Raw genomic sequence first — 26,429 nt, 5'->3', positions numbered from 1 at the left:
GGCTCCTGGTGCAGAGCCTCCAGCAGCCGCGCCGCCCGCTCGGCCACCTCGGCCGGCCCCAGCTCGACCGCGCGGGCACACCAGCGCTGCCCCTCCGTGAGCTCGCCCCGACGGGCGGCGAGCAGCGCGAGGCGCAGGGCGGCCCGGCCGTGCCCGTCGTTGGCCGCGCGGCTCCACCACAGGGCGGCTTCGCGCTCGCTGCCCTCACGGGCGAGCAGCAGGCCGAGGTTGAATGCCCCGTTGCGGCTGCCCGACTCGGCGGCCTCGCGATACCAGCGGGCTGCACTCTCCATGTCGCCACGGGCGGCCGCGAGCATGCCCGCCCTGACCTGCGCACGACGGTGCCCCTGCCCGGCGGCCCTCTCGTACCACTCCTCGCACTCGGTCTTCTCCGGCATCGGCTCGCCCAGCGCCGTCGCTCCGGGCGCGGGCTGCCGCAGGTCGAGCAGTCCGGCCAGCCGGAAAGCCGCCTCCGCGCTGCCACCGCCCGCGGCGCAACGCAGATGGCGCTCCGCCTCCTGCTCCTCGCCGTCGCGCAGCAGCGCCATGCCGACCTGGAGCGCGGCGTCGGTATGACCGGCCGCCGCCGCACGCCGGTACCAGCCCAGCGCCGTACGGTCCTCGTCGCGCCCGGCGTGCAGGATGCCGAGGTTGAAGGCGGCGTCCACGCTGCCCGCCTCGGCCGCCTTGGAGAACCACGGCTCGGCTCCGGTCGCGTCCCCCGCCTGGAGCAGCAGCACGGCGAGCGCGTTGGCCGCCTCCCGGTGCCCGGCGTAGGCGGCACGGCGGTACCACTGCTCGGCCTGCGCGATCCGGTCCTGGGCAGCGCAGAGCAGGCCCAGGTTGTAGGCGCCGTTGACGTCGCCCGCGTCCATGGCGGCGCGGTACCACCGCTCGGCCGTCTGCTGCTCACCCCGGGCCGCGTGGAGTGCGCCCAGGGCGTTGGCGGCGTTGCCGTCACCGTCCTGGGCGGCACGCAGCCACCACACGGCGGCGCTCTCCTCGTCACCCACGTCCCGCAACAGGAAGCCGAGGGCGCAGGCGGCGCGGGCCTCGCCGTCCTTGGCCGCCGTCAGGTACCAGCGGCCCGCCTCCTTCAGCTCACCACGCTGCTCCAGGATGGCGCCGAGGTGCAGGGCCGCACGGCGGTGACCGCGCGCGGCGGCCTGGCGGTACCACTGCTCGGCCTCACCAACCCGCCCCGCGGCCGGGCCCGCGACGGGGCTGTCGCGCCGTCCCGTCGCGCTGTGGTTCAGGATGTCCCGGGCGCCCGCGCCGAGGCCGCGCCCCGGGCCGAAGGCGTCGTGCGCGTCACCCAGGGCCTCGCGCTCCAGGGCTCGGGCGAGGCGGTAGGCGGCCTCCCGGTGGCCCTGCTCGGCGGCGGCGCGCAGCCAGCGCTCGGCGCCGACGTCACCGCGGTGCTCCAGCAGGTCGGCCAGTGCGTAGGCGCCGAGCGCGTGGCCCTGCTCGGCGGACTGGCGCAGCCAGTACTCGGCACCCGGCTCGTCCCCGCGCTCCCGGAAATGACGGCCGAGCGCGTGGGCTGCCGCGGCGGAGCCGGCGACCGCGGCGATGCGCCACCACCCGGCCGCCTCGTCCGGGTAGCCCCGCTGGTGCAGGAGAACGCCCAGGTTGTTGGCCGCGGCCCGGTCGCCCTCGGCGGTCGCCGCCCGCAGGTAGGTCTCGGCGCCGTCCAGGTCACCGCGGCGCAGGAGGATCGCGCCCAGGACGCTCATGGACTCGGGATCACCACCGTCCGCGGCCCGTCTGTGGCGCGCCTCGGTTTCCTCGGCGTGGTCCGTCGTGTCCGTGGGGTCCGCGACGAAGACGGCGTCGTCGGTGAAGGTGCCGTCAGCGGTGCCGACGGTGCCGGCGGTCTCGGCGACGGCTGCGGCAAACACCGCATCTGCCACGTTTTCCGTCGTCCGAACGCGTCGCTGCACAAACCGCCCTGTCTCCAACAGAGTTGCCCTGTCCCCCATAAATACCATCGTCGCACCACCTGTAACCCGCGTACACCTGGAATACCGCGGCCAGTGAGGTCACTTCAGCGTTTTGTCGACTTGCCCACAGAGAGACAAGTCAAACACGTTAGGGTCCAACTCCTGCCCCGCGAACCGCACTTCACTCCGACAACTTGAGAAAGCCCGTCCGACGGCATGACAGAGGCCCGGATCCTTGAAAGGATCCGGGCCTCTGTTTTCAGTAGCGGGGACAGGATTTGAACCTGCGACCTCTGGGTTATGAGCCCAGCGAGCTACCGAGCTGCTCCACCCCGCGTCGTTGTGTTCAAACCGTACCACGACGCGGGGTGAAGCTTTCTCAGCTGCCCTGGTCCTCGCCCTTCTCGTCCGCCTCGTCGGGCGTATCGGCCTCGCCGCCGCCCTTGGGCTGAGCCGCGGCCGCGCGCTCGAGAGCCTTCTGCAGCTCCGTCTGCGCCTTGCCGTAGGCGGCCCAGTCGTTCTTCTTCAGGGCCGCCTCACCCTCCGTGTACGCCTTCTGGGCATCGGCGATCGCCCGCTTCAGCGCGGCCTCCCCGGTGGCTGGAGGCTCCGTGGTGTCACCCGGTGGCTCCGTCTCGGGCGGGGTCGTCGTATCGGAACCCTCGACCCCGAAGACCGCGTTCAGCGCCTCTCCGAGGCTGTTCTCGAAGACGATCTTCGACCCGTACGAAGCGGCCACCTTGCGCAGCAGCGGGTAGTTCTGCGTGCCACCGCGCGTGTACACCGGTTCGATGTAGAGGAAGCCCCCGTCGAGCGGCACGGTCAGCAGGTTTCCGTACTCGATGTCCGAGTCGGTGCCCTTCAGGTTTCTCACGAACTCGGCGACGTCGTCGTTTCCGTTGAGCTCACTCTGCACCTGTCCCGGGCCCTTGACCGTGGTCGTGACTCTCAACAGCCTTATCGTGCCGTAGTCGTCACTCGCCGCGTCCGCGTCCACCGCCATGAACGCCCCCAGGTCGGGCCGTCCCTTCGGCGTGAACGTCGTGGTGAGGGAGAACTTCTGCTCGTCCTGGCCCGGCATCCGCATGCTCAGGTAGTACGGCGGAACGGCCCCGGGCTCCTTGTTGGTGGGGTCGTCCGGCACCTGCCAGGCGTCACTGCCGCTGTAGAACTGCGCGGGATCCTGCACGTGGTACCGCGTGAGCAGCTCCCGCTGGACCTTGAACAGGTCCTGCGGATAGCGCAGGTGGTCCATCAGCTCCTGCGGGATGTCGCCCTTGGCCTTCACCGTCCCGGGGAAGGCCTTGCGCCACGTCTTGAGCACCGGGTCCTCGGTGTCCCACTCGTAGAGCTTCACCTTGCCGTCGTACGCGTCGACGGTGGCCTTCACCGAGTTGCGGATGTAGTTGACCTGGTTCTGCTGGGCGACGACCGCGCGCTGGTTGGTGGTCAGCGAGTCGGCCGTGGTGTCACCGAGCGTCGTACGCGAGGCGTACGGATAACCGTTGGTCGTGGTGTACGCGTCGACGACCCACTGGATTCGACCGCCCACGACCGCCGGATAGGCGTCGCCGTCGATGGTCAGCCAGGGGGCGACCGCCTCGACGCGCTCCTTGGGCGTGCGGTTGTACAGGATCCGCGAACCGTCGCCGATGGCTCCGGAATACAGTATCTGCGGCTCGCTGAAGGACACCGCGTAGGCCGCGCGGTTGAAGGCGTTGGAGAGACTGACCCCGCTGTCGCCCTTGTAGCTGGTGGTCTTCTCGCCGTCCTCCTCGTAGTCGAGCTCCTTCTGGGGCCCGCCGACGATGGAGTACTGCTCGGTCTTCTCGCCGTAGTAGATGCGCTGTTCGTACTTCGGCAGCTCACCGGCGGTCGGCAGGCCCGACTCGGTGAAGTCCGGGGAGCCCGCCGGGTTGGTGCCCGTCGTGGTGCCCCGGGCCGCGATGGCGCCGTAGCCATGGGTGTACGTGAAGTGGTCGTTGATCCAGTTCCGCTTGGGGAGACCTTCGAGGTTCAGCTCGCGCAGGCCGATGACGGTGTCCTGCTCCTTGCCGTCCTCGCCCTTGTAGCGGTCGACGTCCAGCGTCTTGGGGAACTGGTAGTAGTTCCTCTTCTGCTGGAGCTGCTGGAAGGCCGGGGAGACGACGTTGGGGTCCATCACCCGGTAGCTGGCAGCCGCGTCCGCGTCGGCCCGTAGCTTGGTGCCGTCCGTGGTCGTGCTCTTGCCCGAGTAGTCGTCCACCTGCGCGTCGTCGATGTCGTAGGCATCCCGTGTCGCGTCGATGTTCTTCCGGATGAACGGCGCTTCCTTGGCCTGCTCGTTCGGCTGGACCTGGAACTTCTGCACGATCGCCGGGTAGAGCCCGCCGATCAGGATGGCCGAGAGCACCATGAGCCCGAAGCCGATCACCGGCAGCTGCCAGGTGCGGCGCCAGAGCGTCGCGAAGAACAGCACGGCGCAGATGGCGGCGATGCAGAACAGGATCGTCTTGGCCGGCAGGTAGGCGTTGGCGTCGACGTACCGCAGGCCCGTCCAGTTGTCCGTGGCCTTGAAGTCACTGGACTTCACGGCCAGGCCGTACCGGTCGAGCCAGTACGCCACGGCCTTCAGCGATACGAAGATACCGAGCAGCACCGAGAGGTGCCCCGTCGCCGCACCCGTGGCCCGCGCGCCGGGGCTGGTGACGCGCAGCCCGCCGTACAGGTAGTGGGTCAGGGCCGCCGCGATCAGCGACAGCACGGCGGCGGCGAAGCCGAAACCGAGCAGGAAGCGGTACCACGGCAGGTCGAAGGCGTAGAAGGACACGTCCAGCTTGAACTGGGGGTCCTTCTGCCCGAACGGCACACCGTTGATGTACATCAGCCACGTACGCCACTGGCCCGAGGCCGAGGCCCCGGCGATCAGTCCGACGAGCGCGGTGATCGCGAGCAGCACCCATTTCTTGTACGGGGCGACGCTCATCCGGTAGCGGTCCAGGCTCTGCTGCTCCAGCGACATCGCGCTCAGCGGCGGCCGGAGCCGGTGCGCGAGCCAGATGTTCACGCCGATGGCGAGGGCCATCAGCAGGCCGAAGACGAGGAACAGCCCGATCTTGGTCCACAGGGTGGTGGTGAAGACGGATGAATACGCGACCGACCTGTACCAGAGCCAGTCCGTCCAGAACCCGGCGAACATGACGAAGGCCATGGCGAGAACCGCCAGAACACCCAATGTCATGAGCAGGGTACGGACTCGCCGGGACGGGCGGCCGACTCTGATCCGTGGCCCGGTCGGGCCTCCGCCGCGGTCCGGCATCTGGAAAGCCAACGTGCGCACCTCGAAGTTCGCGGTCGTGTGAAGCGGGCCCAGCCGATCGTAGAGCCCACCTATGCAACTTACTGAGGCTTTACCTAGTTCCCGTTCCCGGGGCGGAAGGAGGCAGGATATTGGTCATGCCCAACGTTTCCCCCTCTGGCCCTCCGATGGCCGCGAGTCCACTGACCGTCGCCGTCCTCGAAATCGACGCCTACACGGCCACCCTCGGCTGGGACCAGCCCGCGCGGTTGTTCGCCCTCGTCGACACCGCCCGGCTACGCGCCCAGGAGCCGGGCCTCGCCGCCCAGCTCGGCCTCGACGACACCGCGTCGACGACCGCCACCCTCACCCCCATCGAGCAGGAGGAGCTGCCCGCCGGCACCGCCCTGGACGAATTCCTCGCCACGATCGCCTGGCCCGACGCCGTCGTCGGCTGTGCCATGACCGTGGAGCGGCTGATGCTGCCGCCGTCCGCGGAGGCCTCCGTACCGGAAGGCATGAGCGACGCCGAGCTGACCGCGTGGGTCGCCAGGCACCCCGACCGGCAGGAGGTGCGGATGACCGTGGCCGTACTGCGGGACGGGGCCCGGGACTCGGCCGTGCGCCTGCGGGAGAAGGACTCCCCCACCGAGGTCCTGACCGGTGCCGGTCTGGTACCGGGACTGGCCGAGGCTCTCGCGGCGACGTTCGAGTCCTGACCCCTTCCGGTCCGCGGGGACCGGCCTCAGCCCGCCGAACAGCTCGGCAGGCCGGCCGTGTCCCCCGCGCCGATCTTCTCCAGGGAGGACTTCGCGTCGTCCAGGGTCTTCACCCGCACCAGGGTGAGGCCGCTCGGGGTGTCGGACGCCGCGGCGGCGCAGTTGTCGTCCGGCGTCAGGAAGTAACGGGCGCCCGCGTCGCGCGCGCCGACCAGCTTCATGTTGATGCCGCCGATGGGTCCGACGGTGCCGCTGTCGTCGATGGTGCCGGTCCCGGCGATGAACTTTCCGCCCGTCAGGTTGCCGGGCGTCAGCTTGTCGATGATCCCCAGGGAGAACATCAGCCCGGCGCTCGGGCCTCCGACGTCGGCGAGCTTGATGTCGACCTCGAACGGGAACGTGTGGTCCGTCCCGGCCTGGATACCGACGACCGCCCGGTCCCCGGCCGAGGGATCCGCCGGGTCCGCGGGTGCCTTCCGCGTGGTGAGGGTGATCTCCTGGGAGCCCTTGGGCTCCTTGCCCGCCTTCTCGGCGGCGGCCGCGGCCTTGGCGGGAATGATCGTGAAGACGACGTCCTCGCCCGGCTTGCGCTCGGTGACGAGCTTCGCGACGTCCTCCGGCTGCTCGACCGCCGTACCGTCGACGGCCTTGATCACATCGCCCGCGTGCAGTTCGCCCTGGGCCGCGCTGTCCTTGAGGACCGTGGAGACGACGACCCGCGAGGTGACGGGGATCTTCAGCTCCTCCAGGGCCGCGACCTTCGCGCTCTCCTGGGACTGGCTGAACTCCTCGGCGTTCTCCTGCGTCGACTCCTCCTCGGTCTTGCCGTCCGGGTAGAGGGTGTCGTGCGGCACGATCACGCTGTCGTGGGCCAGCCAGCCGTAGACGGCCTCGACGATGTTCATGTCGTACTCCGCGCCGGTGACGCGAACCGTCGTCATGTTGAGGTTCCCGGACGTCGGATACGTCTTGTGGCCGGTGATGTGCAGAACCGGCTCGCCACGGGCGTCGCCGAGAGTGTTCACCGTCGGGCCCGGGGACATCTCCGAATAGGGCACGGGGATCAGCACGCCTGCGCAGAGCAGCGCGATCAGGATGAGGGTGGAGGCGAGCATCGTCGCGGTGCGGCGTGGCATGGAACGACAGTACGGGAAGGGCCTGTCAGTGCACTGTCGGGGCCGGTCCGTACGGGGCGCGCGACCCGGTTCTCACCGGGGCCTGCCGGGTGCCGTCGTCGGCCCGCTCACTGCGCGGAGAACGCGCGGAGGGGGAGCGGGTGCGGTGCCGGATCTGCGACTGTTACGGCCGCTCAGGGTTCGGCCGGTGCTCGGACCGTCTCGGAACCGGAGTGGGATTTCTCCATCGCCTCACGGAACCTGGCGTAGCCGGCGAGTTCGGTGACATCGCCGCTCGTTCGATTACGGGCTGCCCACCCTCCCCATATCGCCGCGCCAAGAGCGGCTATAAGCGGAATCAAGAGCCAAGCGAGAGCTGCCATCACGACCTCCCTACCCCATGAGCGACCGCAACTGACGATCAGAAGATTAACCACCTGCAGGAGCAACGCTCGTGGCAGGGGTGCGGTTACGCAAATCGGGGCTGATAGCCGCGGGGCGGTTTGCGGTCAGCAGGCGCCGACCCACTCCTCCGTACCGTCCGAGAAGCGCTGGTGCTTCCAGATGGGAACCTCGTGCTTGAGGTCGTCGATCAGCTTGCGGCAGGCCTCGAAGGCCTCGCCCCGGTGGGCGCAGGAGACCGCGACGACCACCGCCAGATCGCCCACACCCAGTTCACCCACCCGGTGGACGGCGGCCAGCGCCCGGACCGGGAACTGCGCGACGACCTTCTCCGCCACTCGGCGCAGCTCTTCCCCCGCCGTGGGATGGCAGGAGTATCCGAGCGCGCCGACGTCCTGTCCGTCGTCGTGATTGCGCACCGTGCCGACGAAGAGGGCGATGCCGCCGGCGGCATCGTCCCCGACTGCGCGGAAGATCTCGTCGACGGAGAGCGGCGTCTCCCGGATGTCCAGGAGCCTGATGGGGTCCTGGGCTGCCTGCTCGCCTGGGTGGTCGTGGGTGCGTGCCATGGGTCCCATCGTGCCGCACGGCACCGACATCTCGGAATGGCGTATTCGACCGGCGGCGAGCCGCCCTCCTTGGAGCCTCCTACAGGGATGTCGGCGGGCCCGTGAGGAGGGCGGGTCAGAAGCGGCGGCGCGCCTTGCGGGCGCGTCTGACCAGCGCCGCCGTACCGAGCAGGGCGACGGTCGCGCCCGCGGCACCCGCGGCGGTGGCGTCCTTGCGTCCGAGACGGCGGCCGGCGACCGTGTGGCGGCCCTCCACCTCCGCCAGGAGCGCCCCGAGGACCTCCTCGTTGGTCCACCGGGGACGCCATCCCACGTCGTGCAGCCGACTCACGCTGACCACCCAGGGGTGCATCGTGTAGGCGAGATCGCCCGCCGGGGACGGGGTGAGGCCGATCCGGTGGAGCCGGGCGGCGGCGCCGAGGGCCACGGCGGACGGCAGTTCCATGCGGCGCACGCCGGAGAGCTCCTCCACCTCCTCCTGTTCGAGCCAACCGTCGCAGCCGACCGCGAACTCTCCGTCGATCTTCTCCAGCGCCGCGTACTCCAGCGCGCTCACCAGGTCGTCGACGTGGCAGAACTGCCAGGCCGGACGTGATCCGGCGACGACCAGGAGCCTCGGCGATTCGAAGTAGCGGGTCAGCGCGGTGTCCGTGCCGCCGACGAGGACCGTGGGACGCACCACGGTGACGTTGAGACCGGGGTGCGCGCGGGGGGCGCGACGCCCGAGCCGCTCGATCTCCAGCAGGTCGCCGACACCGGTGGCCTCGGCGGTGGCACGCAGTTCCGCGTCCTCGGCGAGCGGCAGGTCGTTGTCGGGCAGGGCGCCGTAGACCATCGCCGAGGTGCACAGCACGACCCGGTGGACGCCTACGGCCGCCGCGGCGGTCAGCACCGTCTGGGTGCCGCGTACGTTGTACGCGGTACGGGCGGCGGGGTCGGTCTCCAGGTCGAGGTCGAGCGCCAGGTGCACGACGACGTCCGCGCCGCGGAGCTTCTCCGCGATGGCGGGGTCCCGTACGTCCAGGATGTGCCAGGTCGCCTCGGAGACGTCACCCCGGCGCTCGTCGATGGCGATGACCTGCTTGATCGCGTCGGATGCGGCGAGGTGCGCGGTGAGCAGTTCACCTACGCCGGTCGCGGCACCGGTGACCGCGACGACAGGGCCGCGGCTTCTGGAAAGATTTTTCGTGGGCTTGCTTTCGGGCGAGGGGTCGGCCAGGTTTCGCGCTGCGCGAACCTGCGGATCTGGGGAACTCACCGGGCGTCTCCAGCGGTTGTCTTCAGTACGTACCCGAATGACGCGTACGTACCAGGTGGCGTCCATCCTGCCGCAGGCCGGGAGCCGGCGGAGCACTGAGGGCCTGAGCGGTCTTGTGTGTCTACGCTGGATGGTGATGTCGGGCAGTCGCCGTCGGTTCGAGCCGACGGCCCTACGAGCCGAGGAAACCCGTGAGTGACACCCCATTCGGATTCGGCCTTCCGCCGGAGGAGCCGGAGAACGGCGACGAGGGCAAGAAGAAGGACCCCACCGGAGGTGGGCAGGGCTCGGGCGGGGCGGTGAACCCGTTCGGTATCGGGCCGGGCGCGGGCGGGGACAACCCGTTCGCGGCGATGTTCGGCTCGATGGACCCGAACGACCTGGGCGCGGCGTTCCAGCAGCTCGGCCAGATGCTGAGCTACGAGGGCGGCCCGGTCAATTGGGACATGGCCAAGCAGATCGCCCGCCAGACCGTTTCGCAGGGCACGCCGGACGGCAGCAAGGACGCGAGTGTCGGTCCTTCCGAGCGCTCCTCCGTCGACGAGGCGCTTCGTCTGGCCGATCACTGGCTCGACGGTGTCACCTCGCTGCCCTCGGGCTCGGTGTCGACCGTGGCGTGGAGCCGCGCGGAGTGGGTCGAGGCGTCCCTGCCCGCCTGGCAGAAGCTGGTGGACCCGGTGGCCGAGCGGGTGGGCCTGGCCATGGGCGACGTGCTGCCCGAGGAGATGCAGGCCATGGCGGGCCCACTGATCGGCATGATGCGGTCGATGGGCGGCGCCATGTTCGGCCAGCAGATCGGGCAGGCCGTGGGCGTGCTCGCCGGGGAGGTCGTCGGCTCGACCGACATCGGCCTCCCGCTCGGTCCGGCCGGCAAGGCCGCGCTGCTTCCGCTCAACGTGGAGCGGTTCGGCAAGGACCTGAGTGTGCCGCAGGACGAGGTGCGTCTGTACCTCGCGCTGCGTGAGTCCGCCCACCAGCGGCTCTTCGCCCATGTCCCGTGGCTCCGTTCGCATCTGTTCGGTGCGGTCGAGGCCTACGCGCGCGGCATCAAGGTCGACACCAGCAAGCTCGAGGACGTCGTCGGCCAGTTCGACCCGTCGCAGCCGGAGCAGCTTCAGGACGCTCTCCAGCAGGGCATGTTCCAGCCCGAGGACACTCCGGAGCAGAAGGCGTCGCTGGCCCGTCTGGAGACGGCGCTCGCCCTCGTCGAGGGCTGGGTGGACGCCGTGGTGCACGAGGCCGCGAAGTCCCGTCTGACCTCGGCGGACGCCCTGCGCGAGACGATGCGCAGGCGTCGGGCGTCGGGTGGCCCCGCCGAGCAGACCTTCGCCACGCTCATCGGGCTCCAGCTGCGTCCGCGCCGGCTGCGGGACGCGTCGAGGCTGTGGGCGTCCCTCACGGATGCCCGGGGCGTCGACGGTCGCGACGGCCTGTGGGAGCACCCGGACATGCTGCCGACCGCCCATGACCTGGACGACCCGGACGGCTTCGTGCACCACGAGCAGCTCGACTTCTCCGAGCTGGACAAGATGCTCGGCGAGGCGGCGAACGGCCCGCAGAAGCCCACGGCCGGCGACGAGGGCGGCGGCGACAAGGGCAAGGCCGCGGAGGACGACAGCCGGCACGGCACCCAGCGCGACGACAAGGACGACACCGACCGGTGAGCCTGCACGACGACGCCGTTCTCGTACTCGACGGGTACGACGAGCGGGACGGGGACCAGGCGGAGCTGCGCCGTACGTATCTGGACCATGTGGCCGGGCACCCCGACGGCATGTGGAAGGCATGCGGGGCGGGGCACCTGACCGCCAGCGCGCTGGTGATCGATCCGGGGCGCGGCCTGGTGCTGCTGACCCTGCACAGGAAGCTCCGGATGTGGCTGCAGATGGGCGGCCACTGCGAGCCGCAGGACGCCACCCTGGCCTCCGCGGCCCTGAGGGAAGCCACGGAGGAGTCGGGGATCGCCGGACTCACCCTGTTGCCCGGCGGCCCGGTGCGGCTGGACCGGCATCCGATCCCGGCGCCCTGCAACTGGCATCTCGACGTGCAGTACGCGGCGGTCGCTCCGGCCGACGCGACGGAACAGATCAGCGAGGAGTCCCTCGATCTGCGCTGGTTCCCCTACGACGAGGTGGCCGGTGTGGCGGACGCCTCGGTGGTACGGCTGCTTGACCGGACCCGGGCGCGGCTTGCGCGCGGCCGCTAGACACACGGGCGAAGGGGCGGTCTCCTCGCGGAGCCGCCCCTTCGCCCTCGGTGACGACCGGGGCTCAGTTCCAGGAGTTGTTCTGGTTCTGGTTGTGCGCCCCGTGCTGTCCCACACCGAACTGGGCTGCCGCGCCCTGGCCGATCTGGGCGTTCTGCGGGGGCAGCACCTCACTGGGCTGGACCAGGGCGAAGCCCTGGCCGAGGAAGCTCAGCTCCCAGCCCTCCCCCGTGTTGCCGCGCCGCCGGAACACGCCCGAGGAGTGGGTCTGGGCCTGCATCTGGACCCGCAGCCCGCTCGACCAGGCGACGATCGCGTCGGCGTCGGCGTTGACGTACTTGTCCGGCGTGACCTGCATCATCAGCGGCTGCCCGGAGGTCATCAGCGCGACCTTGCCGGTCCCGGAGATGTTGAGCTGGTACTTGCCGCTGCCGGAGATCCCGTACTGGCTGTCCACCGCGATGACCTCGGTGTGCAGCGAGGAATCCAGGGCCAGGACGTAGGCGCTGTCGACCGTCATGCCCTCGTGGTCGACGTCGACCACATGGATGTACTGGGCGAGGTTGGCCAGGTAGACCGTTCCCTGACCTGAGCAGCGCATCAGGTCCAGGCCCTCGCCCGTGTTGCTGCGGGCGCGGCGCTGTCCCTGCGACTGGTACTCGCCGTCGAACTCCATGAGTCCCTGGTAGGCGACCATGGCGCCCTTGCGGGCGAGGACGTCGTCGTGGCCGGTCAGCGAGACCCGCAGGAGCTGCGGGTTCTGGACGGTGTACCGATCCTGCGACTGCTGTTCCGTGTGGCTGAAAAGCGGACTCTGCATGATGTGTGTTCTCCCCCGCTCAGTTCCGGGCCCGGAGGCGGTCGGTACTGTCCTCGCTCGGCTGGACGACGACGATGCCCTGGCCGGAGAAGGCCATCTGGTAGGCCTCTCCGCTGCCGCGCCCGATGAGCGAACTCGCTTTGAAGCTGCGCTTGCCCTTGACCTTCAGGTTCGGGGACCACGCGACGAGCGCGTCGGGGTCGACGTACGTCTCGTCCTCGCCCCGTCCGCAGTCGACGACGATCGGCGTGCCGCGCGAGGTGATGGCGACCCATCCGGTGCCCTGCACGCGGACGTTCCACAGGCCCTGCCCGGCGAACTTGGCCAGGCCCTTGACCCGTTCCACACCCCAGGTGAGGTGGCTGTCGAAGGCGAGGAGGTTGGTGCCGTTGACGGAGAGGGAGTCGTTGTCCAGGTTGATGACGACCACGTCGGCGCCGTAGTCGGCCAGGTAGAGGAGCCCGTCACCGGCGCACTTCATCAGTGGCGCACCCTCGCCTGTGATCCACTGCGAGGCGATCTGACGGACGGCGGGCGGGTTGGGCTCGTACTGGATGAAGCCCTCGTAGGCCACCATCGAGCCGGTTCGTGCGTAGAGGTCCTGCCCCGAGGCCATGGCGACCTTGAGCATCGTGCGGCCGTGGTTCTCCATACGGGCCGTGACGGGTGTCGGGGCGAAGCCCGCGAGTTGCTGATTCATGACGGGCTCCCTCAGACCTCGTAGGGCTGGACGACGATGAAATTCCCGGGGGCTCCCCGGAACTGGAGGTTCACGGTCTCCCCGCTGTGCCCCGGATAGGCGTTGCGGCGCAGCCGGACCTGGCTGGAGACGATCACCTGGGACGTGGACGACCAGGCCACCACGGCGTTGCAGTCGGCGAACGTGGTCGGCGTGACCGGCAGGACGACCGGGACGCCGTGGGTCTTGATGACGACGGTGCCGGTGCCCTGGAACTGCATGGTGAACAGGGCGCCGCCGGGAATCCCGTGGCCCTCGATCCTGCGCACCTCGTACTGCAGCGATTCGTCGAAGGCCAGGACGCTCTCCGCGGAGACGCAGATGCCGTCGCCCTGCAGTTCGATGGGGTGGAGGTGCGATCCCTCCTCGGCGAGGAAGACCTGGCCACGGCCGGTACAGCGCATCAGCTGCATTTCCTGGCCCGTCGCGTTGCCGACCATGCGGCCCGCGAAACCGGCGCCCTTGTAGCCGAAATCGACCTTGCCCTGGTACATCACCATGCTGCCCTGGCGGGCCAGCACCGGGTTGCCGCCCATGGTGAGGTCCACGCGCATGAGCTGTTGGTTCTGCGAGGTCCAGCGCTGCCCGGTGGCCGCCTCCTTGTACGGCTGCAGGGCCGCCTGGAGCCCCGCCCCGGCCGACGGAACACCCTGGGGCACGCCTTGCGGGATGCCGGGCGGCTGCCCGAACGGTGCCGGCGGCTGCTGCCCGAACGGGGGCGCGGTGGGCTGCTGCTGCCCGTACGGGGGTGCGGCCGGGGGCTGCTGCCCGTAGGGCGGTGCGGCCGGGGGCTGCTGCCCGTACGGGGGTGCCGGAGGCGTGCCCTGGCCCGGGACCTGCCCGAACTGTGGCGGCTGCGACGGCTGTCCGTACGGAGCCGGCGCCTGGGGGGCGAGGGGCGCCGCTATCGTCGGTGCGGCGTGCACCGGTTGCTGCGGTGCGGGCGCCGGCGCCGGCGGGGCACCGAATGCCGGTGCGGGCTGCGGCGCGTGGGGTGCTGCCGGGGCACCGAATGCCGGGGGCGTGACGGCCTGGGCGGGCGGGGCGAACGACGGGACGGCGCCCTGCGGCGGTGCCGCGGGCTCCTCCTCGGCGACCTCTCCCCCGAAGTTCTTCAGCAGCGCGTCGAGGCCGCCGTCGAAGCCCTGGCCGACCGCGGCGAACCGCCAGACGTCCTTGAGGTAGAAGTCACCGAGCATGACCGCACGCTCGGTGGTGAATTCGGAACCGGTGAAGGCGTACTTCACCACTTCCTCGCCCCCCGCGACGATCCGGATGTATCCCGGGCCGACCTGTGACATCTGCCCGGCGCCGTCGAGAGTCGCCGTGAAGGACAACTTGTGGATGTTCGCCGGAATGCGGTCGAGGGTGACGCGGAACGACTCGGTGTCGCCGGCCTGGGCGCCGAGGAGCTGAATGGACTCCTCCGGTGATTTCGGCTGGTTGAAGAAGATGAAATACCGGTCGTCCGAGAGCTGTTCATTGGCATCGAGGCCGAAGCAGCTGATGTCGAACGTCAGGCCGGGTCCGGCGATCTGCACACCTACGTACAGATCCGTCCCTGGCGTGAGATCACTGATCTTGGCCTTGTGGCCGCGTTGGAATTCCCTGGCCATGCGTAACGACCGTCCCCCATCCCGAAGGTGAATGCGTCGCGTCAGGCTAACCGCAAACCACGCCATTGAGCCAAGTCGGTACAGACCCGGTACAGAATCACCGAACGTCACTCTTCGCGTGCGGCGGGCAGTTGCGGCAGCCGGTCGGCCGCGACGACCCCTTCGAGATACCCCCGGGCCCGCTCGGTACGCGGATACGCATCCAGCAGACGCCAGAAGCGCGGGCCGTGGCCGGGAACGAGCAGGTGGGCCAGCTCATGGAGGAGGACGTAGTCGACGACGTACTCCGGCATGCCCTGGAGCCTGTGGGAGAGCCGGATGCTGCCCTCGGCCGGTGTGCAGGAGCCCCACCGGGTGTTCTGGTTGGTCACCCACCGCACCGAGGCGGGGCGCGCCCGGCCTTCGAGGAACTGGTCGGACAACCGCTCGGCACGTTCCGCCAGCTCGCTGTCGCCGATGACGCGTCTGCTCTCCTGCGCGGCCAGCTTGTCGAGCATCACCCCGACCCAGCGCTGCTCCTCCGCCTCCGACATCCGGGCGGGAATCAGCACGATCGTGCGGTCGCCCTCGCGGTACGCGGAAACCGTTCTGCTGCGGCGGGCACTCCTGCGGACCTCGACCGCGCTCTTCACGGATGCACGGGGCTGATGGGCGGCCGCGCTGCGCGGGTGGCGTCCGGCGCTGCGCGCGGGGGTCTCCCTGGCGAGGCCGGGTGAGGAGTCGGCGGGCACGCCACGACGTTACCCGCTGCCGGTGGGGGAAGTCCCGGCCCCCGACGCTTTGACGTTGATCCACTTCTCCGCATGCACCATTTGAACGACTAATGCCCCGGACTGTGGATAACTTTCCGCCCGTTTCGCCATCGCGTTGCATTCTGGCAACAGATCTCGAAACCGGACGGGGAGAAGCCATGCATCCCATGTTGAAGCCTGCGCTGCGCCGGGCCTGGCGCGGACGGAACACCGTGCAATTCGGAGTGACACCCGCGCACGCCGTGACGCTGGGGCCGATGGATATCGCCACAGGAAGCTTTCTGGAACTGCTCGACGGAACACGCGGCTTGTCTCTGCTGCGTGAAGAGGCCCGGGCCCTGGATCTGTCGGACCGTCATGTGGACATTCTCATGTCACGGTTGACAGAGGCCGGGCTGCTCGACGATCCGAGGGCGGGCGGCCCTGGGGCCGATGCGTTGCGGCAACGGGCGGAGACCCTGGAGCGCCAGCGTTCCGACGCCGCGTCGCTCTCCGTCGTCCATCCGGCGCCCGGGGGCGGTCTGCGCAGACTCGCGGCCCGGCGGGCGATGCGGGTCCAGGTGCGGGGCGCGGGCAGGGTCGGCGCCTCGATCGCCGCGGTGCTCTCCGGATCCGGGGTGGGCAGGGTCGAGGTGCTCGACGGCGGTCGTGCCGAGCCGTGGGACATCGCGCCGGGCGGTCTTCCGGCGGCAGCCGTCGGGGAGCGCCGGGACACGGCGGCCCGGCAGTTGGTCCGCCGGTCCGCGGCCGGTGGTACGCCGCGGGCGGCGGAGACGGCCGAGTGCACGACGGGTGGCGAGCCCGCGCTCTCCCTGGTCGTGGTGGCTCCCAGGGACGGTCTGTCGGTCTACGCCCCCGAGCCGGATACGGCGGCACCGTGGATCGCTTCCGGTACACCTCATCTCTACGCGGGAGTGATGGAGGCCACGGGGGTGGTCGGGCCGCTCGTGCTGCCGGGCGGCACAGGCTGCGCGGGCTGTCTGGCACTGCACCGCGCGGAGCGGGATCCGCAGTGGCCCCGGATGCTGGCGCAGTGGAGGTCAGGGCGTCGCAACGCCGTACAGGCCTGTGATCTCGGGCTGGCGACAGCGGTGGCCGGACTCGCGGCGGCTCACGCGTTGTCCTTCCTCGACGGGGAGCTTCCGGCCAGTACCGGCGCGCGGTGGGAGGCGGCCATGCCCCTGCTGGACTGGCGGTCGGAGCGGTTGGGGCCGCACCTCGACTGTTCCTGTGGCGCCGCCGGGCAGACTGAGGGGGAGCTCACCTCCGCGGCCTGTGCCGCGCAGGACACAATGGCCGGGTGACCGCCGCCGACGGAGCAGGGCCGAACACTCACGCGGCACGGCAGTCCGGTAACTGGAGGGGCACATGTCTGATCTTCCCCGGAAGGCGGTCACCCGCACCGCGAAGCTGGCCGCGCTGCCGCTGGGTTTCGCCGGCCGTGCCACATGGGGTCTGGGCAAGCGGCTCGGCGGCAGGTCCGCGGAGATCGTGGCCCGCGAGGTCCAACAGCGCACCGCCGACCAGCTCTTCAAGGTGCTCGGTGAGCTGAAGGGAGGTGCGATGAAGCTCGGACAGGCGCTGTCCGTCTTCGAGTCCGCGCTTCCCGAGGATGTCGCCGGTCCCTATCGGGCGGCGCTGACCAAACTGCAGGAGGCGGCTCCGCCGATGCCGACCCGCGCCGTTCATGAGGTGCTCGCGGAGCGGATCGGTGAAGACTGGCGGGACCTCTTCCTCGAATTCGAGGACCGGCCCTCCGCCGCCGCGTCGATCGGACAGGTCCACCGGGCGGTGTGGCACGACGGACGCTCGGTCGCCGTGAAGGTGCAGTACCCCGGTGCCGGGGAGGCGCTGCTCTCGGATCTGACCCAGCTCAGCCGTTTCGCGCGGCTGCTCGGCCCGTTGGTTCCCGGGATGGACATCAAGCCCCTCATCACGGAGATGCGGGACCGGGTGTCGGAGGAGCTGGACTACGCGCTGGAGGCGCAGGCGCAGCAGGAGCACGCGGCGGAGTTCGAGGACGATCCCGACGTGGTGATTCCCGGAGTGGTGCACCAGGTGGAGCAGGTCCTCGTGACGGAGTGGATCGACGGGATACCCCTGTCCGAGGTGATCGCTGACGGCACGTCGGACCAGCGGGACCGGGCCGGCCAGTTGCTGGCGCGCTTCCTGTTCTCGGGGCCGGCGCGTACGGGGCTTCTTCACGGCGACCCCCACCCGGGGAACTTCCGGCTGCTGCCTCCGGCGGACGCGGACGCCGAGGGCGTGGGCCAGGACGAGGACCTGGACGGGTGGCGGCTGGGGGTACTGGACTTCGGCACGGTGGACCGGCTGCCGGGTGGACTGCCCCGGCCCATCGGGGACGCCCTGCGAATGACGCTGGACGGTGATGCCGAGGCCGTGTACGAGATGCTGCGCGGGGAGGGGTTCGTCAAGGAATCGGTCGAACTCGCCCCGGACGCCGTTCTTGAGTACCTGCTTCCGATCATCGAGCCGGCGCGGGTGGACGAGTTCACCTTCACCCGTTCCTGGCTTCGCGGTCAGGCTGCCCGGATCGCCGATCCTCGCTCCCCCGCACATCAGTTGGGCAAGCAGCTGAATCTTCCCCCGTCGTATCTGCTGATCCATCGGGTCACGCTCAGCACGATCGGGGTGTTGTGCCAGTTGGGCGCTACGGTGCGGCTTCGCAACGAGCTGGAGTCCTGGCTCCCTGGGTTCGCACCGGAGTACGAGCCGGAGGACGCCGCGTCGGCGGACCCGCGGGCAGACCTGCCGGAGACCCTTCCGGCAGACGCGCGGCCGGAAGGAGACGTGCTGGAGAAGGTCCCGGACGAGGGGCGGGAGAGCCCTGCGGGCGAGGCCGAGGTGGCCCGGTCCGGAGAGCTCTGACCTGCCGTCACTGACCGCCGCCACTGACCCGCCGTCCATGTGACCGGTCATTTGGCGACCGACGGCTTGCGCGACCGGCCGTCACCGCGACCGGCCGTCACCACCAGGCGGAGTCGAGCCGGCTCTCGATCGCTCTGATATGGGTGCGGGAGCAGGTCTCGCAGAAGTACTGCCGTCGGCCGTTCTCCACGGAACAGATCCAATCCGGAGGTGCGATGTCGCCCTCGGCGGTGGCGCCGCAGCGGGCGCACGCCACGTGTTCGGCAGCCGGTTTCGCGGGGTGATGAGTTTCCTCGTCCACCTCGCGACGATAACCCCGTCGGCGGAGCGGGGCGCGGCACGACGCACTGCGGGGCCGGCCTGTTCGGACCGGCCCCGCGGATGGGGTGGGTGACTGCGTGAGGGGCAGAGCGGTTGCCCCGGCAGCTGTGCTGCGCGTACTGCCGACAGGACGGTTAGTGCATGACCGCCATGGCGAGCGCACGGCGGGCGCGCATCGAGGCACGCTCCGCCCTGCGCTGCATTCGCCGGGCGGCCACCAGGCGCTCGGCCTGGCGGTTCACCTCGGCTTCCCTCAGGCGGTCGTGCATATGCGCACGTGCCAGGGCTTCTGGGATGAGTTGCATCTCGCGGGTCCTGTTCTGGCGCGAGTCGTTCGCGCCGATGATGGTGACGTCCGGGGTCGCGGAGCCGACGGGCTCCCTCGTGGGCGTGGTCATTGGTGCCTGATTCCGGGGGTCATGGGTCTGGGGACGGTCGATGGTTCCGATGCGCTTCGTCCGTGTGGGGGACATGACCCCCAGGCCGGCGGTCACGCCGCGACCGGGTTCTTGCGCGGGCGGCCACGCGGGCGCTTCCGGGCCACGACGACGCCTTGGACGAAGAGCTCGCCGCCCCAGACTCCCCACGGCTCTCGCCGCTCCTTGGCGCCGGCGAGGCAGGCCTCGACGAGCGGGCAGGTACGGCAGAGGGACTTGGCGTACTCGACGTCGGCGGGCGACTCGGCGAAGAAGACCTCCGGGTCGTACGAGCGGCAGGGGACGGGCACACCGAGGTTCTCGATGGCGTCGTCGAGCGCGGTGAGCGCGGTGAGGGGGATCAAGGTGGAGTCCTCCGTGAGACCGGGCGGGGAGATCGTGTCGGAAAGCGGTACGGACGGGGCGTGCGTCTCGAGTTGCACGGTGGTGTTGTCCTCGTCTGGTCGTGCCGGCCTGTTGGCCGGTTGGCGGCTGGTACCAGGTCCTGCTTGTCCCGAGGCTCCTTCGTCTCGTCTCATCCGTTCGGACAAAACAAAAGGGCCGCGGATCCCGAGTGGGGTTCCGCGGCCCTGAAGGCGCCGGCCTGATTCTGGATCAGGCTGGATCGCTCCAGGGTTCAGGCCCACGGAAGGCCCACATCGTGTGATGCTGCGTCGCGTGCTTCTTGGCTCCGGCACCGGCTGCCGTAAAGGCATAGGCCTGGGCCTGTGCCTTCGCTACTGCTGCTGCCGGTGCCTCGGTCGGTCGCTCATTGCGTTCCCGCACGGGCAGGCTCGCCAGGGACAGCGGGCTGACGGCGCGGACGCCGGACACACCGGTGCCACGAAGCGAAAGATCCGAAGAGCAGGTGAGACCGCGCGAGTAGGCGGAGACGACCGAGAGATCGGTCATTTTGGTGGTCTGAATGATGCTGATCACTGGAATCGCCTCCTCTCGGCGTCTCGGGGGGACCGGCCGGGACCGGTCCTGCGGTATTCGGATAAGTACAGCACGGAGTCAGGGCTTCAGAGAAGTCGCTGTTCCCGTGGTTAAGAACCTATGGTGATGACTGCTGCGGGCGCAAACTATTTTTTCGACGAGTTTTTCTCACACGTCGCCGTCGCCCTCCGCGGAGCCCCTGCCCAGCGTCCGACCTGCACAGATGGCCAGCACATCGGCCCCGAACCGGGTCAGTTTCCGGTTGCCGACACCGGCGATGACGACGAGCTCGCCCTCGGTGTCCGGCACCGTCTCGGCGATCGCCATCAGGGTCTTGTCGGTGAACACGCAGTAGGCGGGCTGGCTGATCTCCTTCGCCCGGTCCGCCCGCCACTCGCGCAGCCGCTCGTAGAGCCCTTCGTCCATGTCCGAGGGGCAGTCCTCGCAGCGCATCAGCTTCATCTCGCCGGCCTCGGTGAGGGTCTTGCGGCAGACCCTGCACAGCACCGGGCCACGGCGCCGGCCGGCCGCCGCCGGTCCCGCGCTGCCTCCGCGCGTGCCCGTGCCCGTGCCGGAACCTCGGTCGATTCCGCCGCCTCCACCCGCGCCGCCCCGGGCGCCGAGCGCGGTCGAGCCGGGCCGCAGCCCGTTCAGGAAGCGGGTAGGGCGACGGCCTCCGCGGCCGCCGGGCGAGCGGGACAGGGACCAGGACAGTGACAGGTGGAAGCGGGCCCGGGTCACACCGACGTACAGGAGCCGGCGCTCCTCCTCGACCTGTTCGTCGGTCTTGGCGTAGGCGATCGGCATCATGCCTTCGGTGAGCCCGACCAGGAACGCGGCGTCCCACTCCAGGCCCTTCGCGGAGTGCAACGAGGCCAGCGTGACGCCCTGGACGGTGGGGGCGTGCTGGGCGGCGGCCCGTTCGTCGAGCTCGGCCACGAGGTCGGAGAGTGTCGCACCCGGCTTGGCCTGTTCGAAGTCCTCGGCCAGACGCACGAGGGCGGCCAGCGATTCCCAGCGGTCCCGAACCGCCCCGGAGCCGGCGGGCGGCTTGGACGTCCAGCCCTTGGTGGAGAGCACCGCCCGCACCTCGGAGGGCAGGTCGTCGGCGCCGTCGAGCAGTGAGTCGTTGCCCCCGGCGCGGGCCGCGCCGCGCAGGGCGACACCGGCCTCCCGCACCTCGGCGCGGTCGAAGAAGCGCTCCGCGCCGCGCAGCTGGTAGGGCACGCCCGCGTCCGCGAGGGCCTGCTCGTAGACCTCGGACTGGGAATTGACCCGGTACAGCACGGCGATCTCCCCGGCCGGGACACCCGCGGCGATCAGGTCGCGGATCCGCCGGGCGGTGCCCTCGGCCTCCGCGGGCTCGTCCGCGTATTCCGCGTAGACGGGCTCGGGGCCCTTGGCACGCTGCGAGACCAGCTCGAGCCGGTGCTCGGCCGCCCGGCCGCGGGCCTGGCTCAGCAGTTCGTTGGCCAGGTGGACGACCTGGGGTGTGGAGCGGTAGTCCCGCACCAGCTTGACCACGGTCGCCTGGGGGTGACGCGTGCGGAAATTCAGCAGGTGGTCGGGGGTGGCCCCGGTGAAGGAGTAGATCGTCTGGCTGGCGTCGCCGACGACGCAGAGATTGTCCCGGTCACCGAGCCAGAGGTCGAGAAGCCGCTGCTGGAGCGGGCTGACGTCCTGGTACTCGTCGACGACGAAGTGCTGGTACTGGCGGCGTACGTGATCGGCGATGTCGTGGCGGTCCTGGAGTATGCCGACGGTGAGGAGCAGCACGTCCTCGAAGTCGATCACGGAGCGGTCGCGCTTGAGCTGCTCGTACATCGCGTAGATCTGCGAGAGCTCGGCCGGGTCGCGCGGGACGTCCCGCTGGGTCTTGGCCACCGCGGCGGGGTAGTCGGCGGGGACGGTCTGGGTGACCTTGGCCCATTCGATCTCGCTCGTGGCGTCCCGCAGCTCGTTGCGGTCGAGCCGGATCCCGCAGCGGGCCGCCGCCTCGGAGACCAGCTGGACCTTGCGCTCCACCAGCCTCGGCAGCTCACCACCGACGGCTTTCGGCCAGAAGTACTGGAGCTGGCGCAGGGCGGCGGAGTGGAAGGTCCGCGCCTGCACGCCGGTCACGCCGAGCTGCCGGAGCCGCCCCCGCATCTCGCCCGCCGCCCGGTTGGTGAAGGTGACGGCGAGCACCGTCGCCGGCTGGAGGATGCCTGCCCGCACCCCGTAGGCGATGCGGTGCGTGATGGCACGCGTCTTCCCCGTACCGGCTCCGGCCAGCACACACACAGGTCCGCTCAGGGCCACCGCGACCTCGCGCTGCTCCGGGTCGAGCCCGTCGAGCACGGCGTCCGCGGACTCGGGGACCTGTGGGAAGAGGGTGGAATGCGTTGCTGCTGTCACCCCGCCATGCTGCCAGGTCGCAGGGGGCTGATGCGGAGGTTGTCCACAGGGGGTGCCGTTCGTCATACCGGCCGGACGGCTAAGGGGAATGGTGGCCACGTCCCGGACGTTCCCCCCATGCGGGAGCGTCCCTCCATGCGGGAGCGGACGTTTCCAGGCGGGAACGGACGTTCCCTCCGGGCGGGAGCGTACGGATGCGTGCGGTTCCTTCACCCAGCGAGACGGACGAGACAAGGGAGCACCAGCGACATGCCGGGCACTGTGACGATGTACAGCACCACGTGGTGCGGCTACTGCCGTCGGCTCAAGGGCCAGATGGACCGCGAAGGCATCGCGTACACCGAGGTCAACATCGAGCACGACCCGGACTCGGCAGCGTTTGTCGAGAAGGCGAATGGCGGAAATCAGACGGTTCCGACCGTGCTCTTCCCCGACGGTTCGACGCTGACGAACCCCTCGCTGGCCCAGGTCAAGCAGAAGATCGGCGCCTGACACGGACACGAACGGCGATGGTGACGGCCCCGGGCGGAAGCCCGGGGCCGTCACCATGTCCGGCCGTCACCATGTCCGGCCGTCACCATGTCCGGCCGTCACCATGTCCGGCCGGCAGACCGCCCGGCAGACCGTTCCGTAGAGACGTTCGGTCGACAGTTCGGTGGAGGCGTACAGCAGGCCGCTCGACAGAAGGGCCCTGGGCGGGCACGCGGCCCCCCGAGCAGGAGGCCCGAACGGCCCCAGGCACCCGGGCGGCGGCGGTCAGCGGTTGCGGGGCTTCCTCCGCCACCAGCTCGTGCGTCGTTCCGCCTCCCGGTCCGGGCCCGCCTCCGTCACCGAATGCGAGAACGGTTCCCGCTCCGGTCCGCCCGCCGACGCGGCTTCCCGTATCCCGCTCCTGACGCGGTCGAAGGTCGCTATCCGGTTCTGCTTCTCACCGGGCAGGACGAGTCCGACGCAGATCAGCTTGCACCGTCCGCCGCCGAGGTCCTCCCCCACGAAGACCGGACCACCGGCGCAACCCTCGGGCACGGTGGTGCCCCAGTGCACGTGGCCGTCGTCGCCGCGTGCCACCTGGCCGACGATGACGGCCAGCGGTCTCTCCCCGTCCGTCTCCCCCACGTCGTGGCCCAGGACGTAGGCGGGCCGGGGCTCGGTACCGATCCGGGCGATGTCGTCGTCGTGCGCGGCCAGACCGGCGGTGATCTCGTCGGTCGCCCAGCTCCAGCCCTTGCGCGTGCCGTGGGCGTGCAGCCCGGCCGTGGGCATCACGGCGACGCCCGAGTCGCCGAGGACGGTCCACCCGTCGGCGAAGTCCGTCATGAGGAGCTTGTCCGCGCTCATCGCGGGTGCGCACAGTTCGGGACGCAGCGTCAGCTCGCCCAGGTCGTAGCGCGTCACCTCCGCCGCTGTCACGAGGTACTGGCTGATGACCTCCGCGCCGGGAGTGGAGTCGACCAGGTCGTTGAACCAGAAGGCCGTTCCGTGCCGTTCGTCCCTGTTCGCCTGTTTGAAGGCCAGGGTCGAGCGGCCTGCGTTGGCCATGACGGCGTTGATGATCGCGTCGTGGCCGACGCTCGCTTCGGACATGGTCGCGGACTCTACCCAGGCATCCCGGCACACAGCCGCCCAGGGGTGCCCCGGCGGCCCCGCCCCGCCGTCAGCCGGCGCTGCCCGGCCTGGGGAGCGGCTTGCCGTACCAGAGCTCGATGAGGCGTGCCGCGATCGAGACGCCGAACGGGGGCAGGACCTCACCCGATTCGAAGGCCGCCGCCAGGTCCTCGCGGGAGAACCAGCGGGCCTCCTCGATCTCCTCGCCGTCCACGTTGATCTCCGAGGACGTGGCCCGCGCCATGAATCCGAGCATCAGGCTGGACGGGAACGGCCAGGGCTGGCTGGCGATGTACTCGACCTCGCCGACGGTGACGCCCGCCTCCTCGAACACCTCGCGGGCCACGGACTGCTCGATCGACTCCCCGGGCTCGACGAAGCCGGCGAGCGTCGAGAAGCGGCCCTCCGGCCAGTGCACCTGGCGCCCCAGCAGGGCCCGGTCCTGGTCGTCCGTGACCAGCATGATCACGGCGGGGTCGGTCCGCGGGTAGTGCTCGGCCCCGCAGGCCTGGCAGCGCCGGATGTGACCGGCCGCGGCGATGACGGTGCGGTCGCCGCAGCGTGAGCAGAAGCGGTGCAGCCGCTGCCAGTTCTCCAGAGCCACGGCGTGCACCATCAGACCGGCGTCGCGCGGGCCGAGGAGCAGTCCGGCCTCGCGCAGGCCGGCGGGGCGCGCGGACTGGTCCATGCGGCCCGGGAGGGAGTCCTTCTGGAGCGCGAAGTAGCGCACCCCGTCCTCGTCGGTACCGAGGAAGTAGCGGTGGGTCTCGGTGAGCGGCGCCTCGAAGGACGGCGTCATGACGAGTACGGTGCCGTCCTCAGGGGTGTCGTCGATGAGCGCCTGACCGCCGGAGACGACGAAGACCCTGGTGGTCGGGTGGCTCCAGGCCGCGGCGAGCCAGGCCTCGTCGAGCCGGTGGTGCGCGGCACGGTCGATGCCGCTGGGCGCGGTGAGACCGATCGGACGGTCTGCGGTGGCGTTGTCGAAGGTGCTCACAGGTGCTTCCCACTCCCCCGGGGGATGGATCGGGTGTTCACAGGATTCAGCGAAGTGCCGCGGACAGCTCGCCCCACAGATGGGCGGTGGTCTCCACGCCCTTCAGGAGGAGGTCGAGCTCGACCTTCTCGTTCGGGCCGTGCCAGCCGTCGGACGGTACGGAGATGCCCAGGAAGAGGACGGGTGCGCCGAGCACGTCCTGAAGGTCGGCGGCGGGGCCCGAGCCTCCTTCACGGGTGAAGAGGATCTTCTTCCCGAAGGCCTTTCCCATGGCGCGGGCGACCGCCTGGAGGGCGGGGTGGTCCAGCGGGGTCAGGCAGGGGCGGGTGGCCGGCGCGAAGGTGATCCGGTGGCGGATTCCGGCCGGGACCTGCTTCTCGGCCCAGGTGCGGACCGCGTCCTGGATCCGGTCGGGGTCCTGGCCGGCGACCAGCCGGAAGCTCAGCTTCACCAGGGCGGACGCGGGGATGACCGTCTTGCTGCCCGCGCCCTGGTAGCCGCCGCCGATGCCGTTCACCTCGGCGGTGGGGCGGGCCCAGACGCGCTCCAGCGTGGAGTAGCCGGCCTCGCCCGCGGTGGCCCGCGAGCCGGCGGTGCGCAGCCAGGCGGTCTCGTCGAAGGGCAGTGCGGCGAAGAGGGCCCGCTCGGTGTCGGTGAGTTCGGCCACGTCGTCGTAGAAGCCGGGGACCGTGACCCTGCCCTCCGTGTCGTGGAGTGCGGCGACGAGGCGGGCGAGGGCCGTCGCGGGGTTGGGGACGGCTCCGCCGAACGACCCGGAGTGGATGTCCTGGCCGGGGCCGTGCAGCTCGATCTCGCATTCGGCGAGGCCGCGCATGCCGGTGCAGACGGTCGGGGTGTTCTCGTCCCACATGCCGGTGTCGGAGACGATCACCACGTCGGCGGCGAGGCGGTCGGCCCGCTGTTCGGCCAGCTCACGGAAGTGCGGGGAGCCGGACTCCTCCTCGCCCTCGACGAGGAGCTTGAGGTGCACGGCCGGGGTGCCGCGGCCGGTCGCGGCGAGGTGGGCCCGGACGCCCAGGGTGTGGAAGAAAACCTGGCCCTTGTCGTCGGCGGCGCCGCGTCCGTACATCCGGCCGTCGCGGATCACCGGTTCGAAGGGGTCGGTGTCCCAGCCGTCCTCGCGGGCCGCGGGCTGCACGTCGTGGTGGCCGTAGACGAGGACGACCGGTGCGTCCGGATCGTCGGACGGCCACTCGGCGAAGACCGCCGGGGCGCCCGGTGTCCCCCAGATCTCGGTGACCGGGAAACCGGTCTCGGCGAGCTTGGCGGACAGCCACTCGGCACTCTTCCGTACGTCCCCGTCGTGCTCCGGCTGAGCGGATACGGACGGGATGCGCAGCCACTCGGCGAGGTCGTCGAGGAAGGCCGTGCGGTGCTGCTCGATGTACGTACGGACGGCGCTGTCCGGGGTGTCGCTCATGCTCCTGA

Annotated in this window: 24 protein-coding genes and 1 tRNA gene; 6 read left to right on the top strand and 19 right to left on the bottom strand. The window is 70.3% G+C overall.

The window, feature by feature from the left end; genetic code table 11:
* From ACFWVP_RS14950 to ACFWVP_RS14940, 3 genes are all read right to left on the bottom strand, one after another.
* Positions 1-1,991: sel1 repeat family protein (locus ACFWVP_RS14950; RefSeq protein WP_384496730.1), on the bottom strand; the 1,991-nt coding region annotated here is incomplete at its 3' end.
* Between the two features lie 215 nt (positions 1,992-2,206).
* A tRNA-Met gene (locus ACFWVP_RS14945) sits at positions 2,207-2,280 on the bottom strand.
* Positions 2,281-2,322: 42 nt separating this feature from the next.
* Positions 2,323-5,241 (bottom strand): UPF0182 family protein, encoded by a 2,919-nt coding sequence (locus ACFWVP_RS14940; RefSeq protein ID WP_384496854.1) that lies wholly within the window; start codon positions 5,239-5,241, stop codon positions 2,323-2,325.
* Between the two features lie 137 nt (positions 5,242-5,378).
* Here ACFWVP_RS14940 and ACFWVP_RS14935 point away from each other — a divergent pair, with 137 nt between their 5' ends.
* A complete protein-coding gene (locus ACFWVP_RS14935; RefSeq protein WP_384496728.1) occupies positions 5,379-5,939 on the top strand; it encodes a PPA1309 family protein in 561 nt (186 codons plus the stop codon).
* A gap of 26 nt (positions 5,940-5,965) precedes the next feature.
* Here ACFWVP_RS14935 and ACFWVP_RS14930 read toward each other — a convergent pair whose 3' ends face one another.
* The 4 genes from ACFWVP_RS14930 to ACFWVP_RS14915 form a co-directional block, all read right to left on the bottom strand.
* The gene (locus tag ACFWVP_RS14930) at positions 5,966-7,075 is read right to left on the bottom strand and encodes a PDZ domain-containing protein (RefSeq protein WP_384496726.1); all 1,110 of its coding nucleotides are present in this window, start codon (positions 7,073-7,075) and stop codon (positions 5,966-5,968) included.
* A gap of 173 nt (positions 7,076-7,248) precedes the next feature.
* Positions 7,249-7,437, bottom strand: coding sequence for a hypothetical protein (locus ACFWVP_RS14925; RefSeq protein ID WP_384496724.1), 189 nt, complete (start codon positions 7,435-7,437; stop codon positions 7,249-7,251).
* 126 nt (positions 7,438-7,563) lie between these two features.
* Entirely contained in the window at positions 7,564-8,025 is a 462-nt protein-coding gene (locus ACFWVP_RS14920; protein WP_384496723.1) for a molybdenum cofactor biosynthesis protein MoaE, read from the bottom strand.
* 115 nt (positions 8,026-8,140) lie between these two features.
* A complete protein-coding gene (locus ACFWVP_RS14915) occupies positions 8,141-9,283 on the bottom strand; it encodes an SDR family oxidoreductase (RefSeq protein ID WP_384496721.1) in 1,143 nt (380 codons plus the stop codon).
* A 191-nt stretch (positions 9,284-9,474) separates the two neighbouring features.
* Between ACFWVP_RS14915 and ACFWVP_RS14910 the strand changes: the two genes are divergently transcribed.
* Positions 9,475-10,947: a zinc-dependent metalloprotease gene (locus ACFWVP_RS14910; RefSeq protein ID WP_384496719.1), complete on the top strand. Its 1,473-nt coding sequence runs from the start codon at positions 9,475-9,477 to the stop codon at positions 10,945-10,947.
* Complete coding sequence (locus ACFWVP_RS14905; protein ID WP_384496718.1) at positions 10,944-11,489, top strand: NUDIX hydrolase; 546 nt, start codon at positions 10,944-10,946, stop codon at positions 11,487-11,489. Before ACFWVP_RS14910 ends, ACFWVP_RS14905 begins: the two co-directional genes overlap by 4 nt.
* A 64-nt stretch (positions 11,490-11,553) precedes the next feature.
* On the opposite strand, the gene ACFWVP_RS14900 is transcribed toward ACFWVP_RS14905, so the two are convergent.
* From ACFWVP_RS14900 to ACFWVP_RS14885, 4 genes are all read right to left on the bottom strand, one after another.
* Positions 11,554-12,309, bottom strand: a complete 756-nt coding sequence (locus ACFWVP_RS14900; protein ID WP_384496717.1) for an AIM24 family protein — start codon at positions 12,307-12,309, stop codon at positions 11,554-11,556.
* A 19-nt stretch (positions 12,310-12,328) separates the two neighbouring features.
* Positions 12,329-13,009, bottom strand: a complete 681-nt coding sequence (locus ACFWVP_RS14895; protein ID WP_384496715.1) for an AIM24 family protein — start codon at positions 13,007-13,009, stop codon at positions 12,329-12,331.
* Between the two features lie 11 nt (positions 13,010-13,020).
* Complete coding sequence (locus ACFWVP_RS14890) at positions 13,021-14,664, bottom strand: TerD family protein (RefSeq protein WP_384496714.1); 1,644 nt, start codon at positions 14,662-14,664, stop codon at positions 13,021-13,023.
* Positions 14,665-14,771: 107 nt separating this feature from the next.
* Positions 14,772-15,395: a M48 family metallopeptidase gene (locus tag ACFWVP_RS14885; RefSeq protein WP_384496713.1), complete on the bottom strand. Its 624-nt coding sequence runs from the start codon at positions 15,393-15,395 to the stop codon at positions 14,772-14,774.
* 179 nt (positions 15,396-15,574) lie between these two features.
* On the opposite strand from ACFWVP_RS14885, the gene ACFWVP_RS14880 reads away from it, so the two are divergent.
* A complete protein-coding gene (locus ACFWVP_RS14880; protein WP_384496710.1) occupies positions 15,575-16,720 on the top strand; it encodes a ThiF family adenylyltransferase in 1,146 nt (381 codons plus the stop codon).
* Between the two features lie 64 nt (positions 16,721-16,784).
* Positions 16,785-18,305: an ABC1 kinase family protein gene (locus ACFWVP_RS14875; protein ID WP_384496709.1), complete on the top strand. Its 1,521-nt coding sequence runs from the start codon at positions 16,785-16,787 to the stop codon at positions 18,303-18,305.
* Positions 18,306-18,402: 97 nt separating this feature from the next.
* Here the strand turns inward: ACFWVP_RS14875 and ACFWVP_RS14870 are convergent, their stop codons facing one another.
* The 5 genes from ACFWVP_RS14870 to ACFWVP_RS14850 form a co-directional block, all read right to left on the bottom strand.
* Complete coding sequence (locus ACFWVP_RS14870; protein WP_384496708.1) at positions 18,403-18,606, bottom strand: hypothetical protein; 204 nt, start codon at positions 18,604-18,606, stop codon at positions 18,403-18,405.
* 154 nt (positions 18,607-18,760) lie between these two features.
* Positions 18,761-19,120 (bottom strand): hypothetical protein, encoded by a 360-nt coding sequence (locus ACFWVP_RS14865; RefSeq protein WP_384496706.1) that lies wholly within the window; start codon positions 19,118-19,120, stop codon positions 18,761-18,763.
* Entirely contained in the window at positions 19,117-19,485 is a 369-nt protein-coding gene (locus ACFWVP_RS14860; protein WP_056794033.1) for a WhiB family transcriptional regulator, read from the bottom strand. The genes ACFWVP_RS14865 and ACFWVP_RS14860 overlap by 4 nt, the downstream gene beginning before the upstream one ends.
* A 172-nt stretch (positions 19,486-19,657) precedes the next feature.
* Positions 19,658-19,981 carry a hypothetical protein gene (locus tag ACFWVP_RS14855; protein WP_384496704.1) on the bottom strand — a complete coding sequence of 108 codons (324 nt, stop codon included), beginning with the start codon at positions 19,979-19,981 and terminating at the stop codon, positions 19,658-19,660.
* A gap of 168 nt (positions 19,982-20,149) precedes the next feature.
* Positions 20,150-22,378, bottom strand: coding sequence for an ATP-dependent DNA helicase UvrD2 (locus ACFWVP_RS14850; protein ID WP_384496703.1), 2,229 nt, complete (start codon positions 22,376-22,378; stop codon positions 20,150-20,152).
* Positions 22,379-22,627: 249 nt separating this feature from the next.
* On the opposite strand from ACFWVP_RS14850, the gene ACFWVP_RS14845 reads away from it, so the two are divergent.
* Positions 22,628-22,870 carry a mycoredoxin gene (locus ACFWVP_RS14845; RefSeq protein WP_014154194.1) on the top strand — a complete coding sequence of 81 codons (243 nt, stop codon included), beginning with the start codon at positions 22,628-22,630 and terminating at the stop codon, positions 22,868-22,870.
* A 264-nt stretch (positions 22,871-23,134) separates the two neighbouring features.
* On the opposite strand, the gene ACFWVP_RS14840 is transcribed toward ACFWVP_RS14845, so the two are convergent.
* The 3 genes from ACFWVP_RS14840 to ACFWVP_RS14830 form a co-directional block, all read right to left on the bottom strand.
* Positions 23,135-23,962 (bottom strand): hypothetical protein, encoded by an 828-nt coding sequence (locus ACFWVP_RS14840; RefSeq protein WP_384496701.1) that lies wholly within the window; start codon positions 23,960-23,962, stop codon positions 23,135-23,137.
* 70 nt (positions 23,963-24,032) lie between these two features.
* Positions 24,033-24,980 (bottom strand): NAD(+) diphosphatase, encoded by a 948-nt coding sequence (gene nudC, locus ACFWVP_RS14835; protein WP_384496699.1) that lies wholly within the window; start codon positions 24,978-24,980, stop codon positions 24,033-24,035.
* A 46-nt stretch (positions 24,981-25,026) separates the two neighbouring features.
* The gene (locus ACFWVP_RS14830; RefSeq protein WP_384496698.1) at positions 25,027-26,421 is read right to left on the bottom strand and encodes a dipeptidase; all 1,395 of its coding nucleotides are present in this window, start codon (positions 26,419-26,421) and stop codon (positions 25,027-25,029) included.
* Positions 26,422-26,429 lie beyond the last annotated feature (8 nt).

The organism is Streptomyces sp. NPDC058637, from assembly GCF_042717325.1.
Lineage (GTDB): Bacteria > Actinomycetota > Actinomycetes > Streptomycetales > Streptomycetaceae > Streptomyces.
Note: the sequence above shows the minus strand (reverse complement) of the source record. Positions and strands in the feature narration are given on the sequence as shown.

Coding starts and splice junctions, on each gene's coding strand:
- ACFWVP_RS14940 (WP_384496854.1), bottom strand. CDS start 5,241: ATGCCGGACCGCGGCGGAGGCCCGACCGGGCCACGGATCAGAGTCGGC.
- ACFWVP_RS14935 (WP_384496728.1), top strand. CDS start 5,379: ATGCCCAACGTTTCCCCCTCTGGCCCTCCGATGGCCGCGAGTCCACTG.
- ACFWVP_RS14930 (WP_384496726.1), bottom strand. CDS start 7,075: ATGCCACGCCGCACCGCGACGATGCTCGCCTCCACCCTCATCCTGATC.
- ACFWVP_RS14925 (WP_384496724.1), bottom strand. CDS start 7,437: ATGGCAGCTCTCGCTTGGCTCTTGATTCCGCTTATAGCCGCTCTTGGC.
- ACFWVP_RS14920 (WP_384496723.1), bottom strand. CDS start 8,025: ATGGCACGCACCCACGACCACCCAGGCGAGCAGGCAGCCCAGGACCCC.
- ACFWVP_RS14900 (WP_384496717.1), bottom strand. CDS start 12,309: ATGCAGAGTCCGCTTTTCAGCCACACGGAACAGCAGTCGCAGGATCGG.
- ACFWVP_RS14895 (WP_384496715.1), bottom strand. CDS start 13,009: ATGAATCAGCAACTCGCGGGCTTCGCCCCGACACCCGTCACGGCCCGT.
- ACFWVP_RS14890 (WP_384496714.1), bottom strand. CDS start 14,664: ATGGCCAGGGAATTCCAACGCGGCCACAAGGCCAAGATCAGTGATCTC.
- ACFWVP_RS14880 (WP_384496710.1), top strand. CDS start 15,575: ATGCATCCCATGTTGAAGCCTGCGCTGCGCCGGGCCTGGCGCGGACGG.
- ACFWVP_RS14875 (WP_384496709.1), top strand. CDS start 16,785: ATGTCTGATCTTCCCCGGAAGGCGGTCACCCGCACCGCGAAGCTGGCC.
- ACFWVP_RS14845 (WP_014154194.1), top strand. CDS start 22,628: ATGCCGGGCACTGTGACGATGTACAGCACCACGTGGTGCGGCTACTGC.
- ACFWVP_RS14840 (WP_384496701.1), bottom strand. CDS start 23,962: ATGTCCGAAGCGAGCGTCGGCCACGACGCGATCATCAACGCCGTCATG.
- ACFWVP_RS14830 (WP_384496698.1), bottom strand. CDS start 26,421: ATGAGCGACACCCCGGACAGCGCCGTCCGTACGTACATCGAGCAGCAC.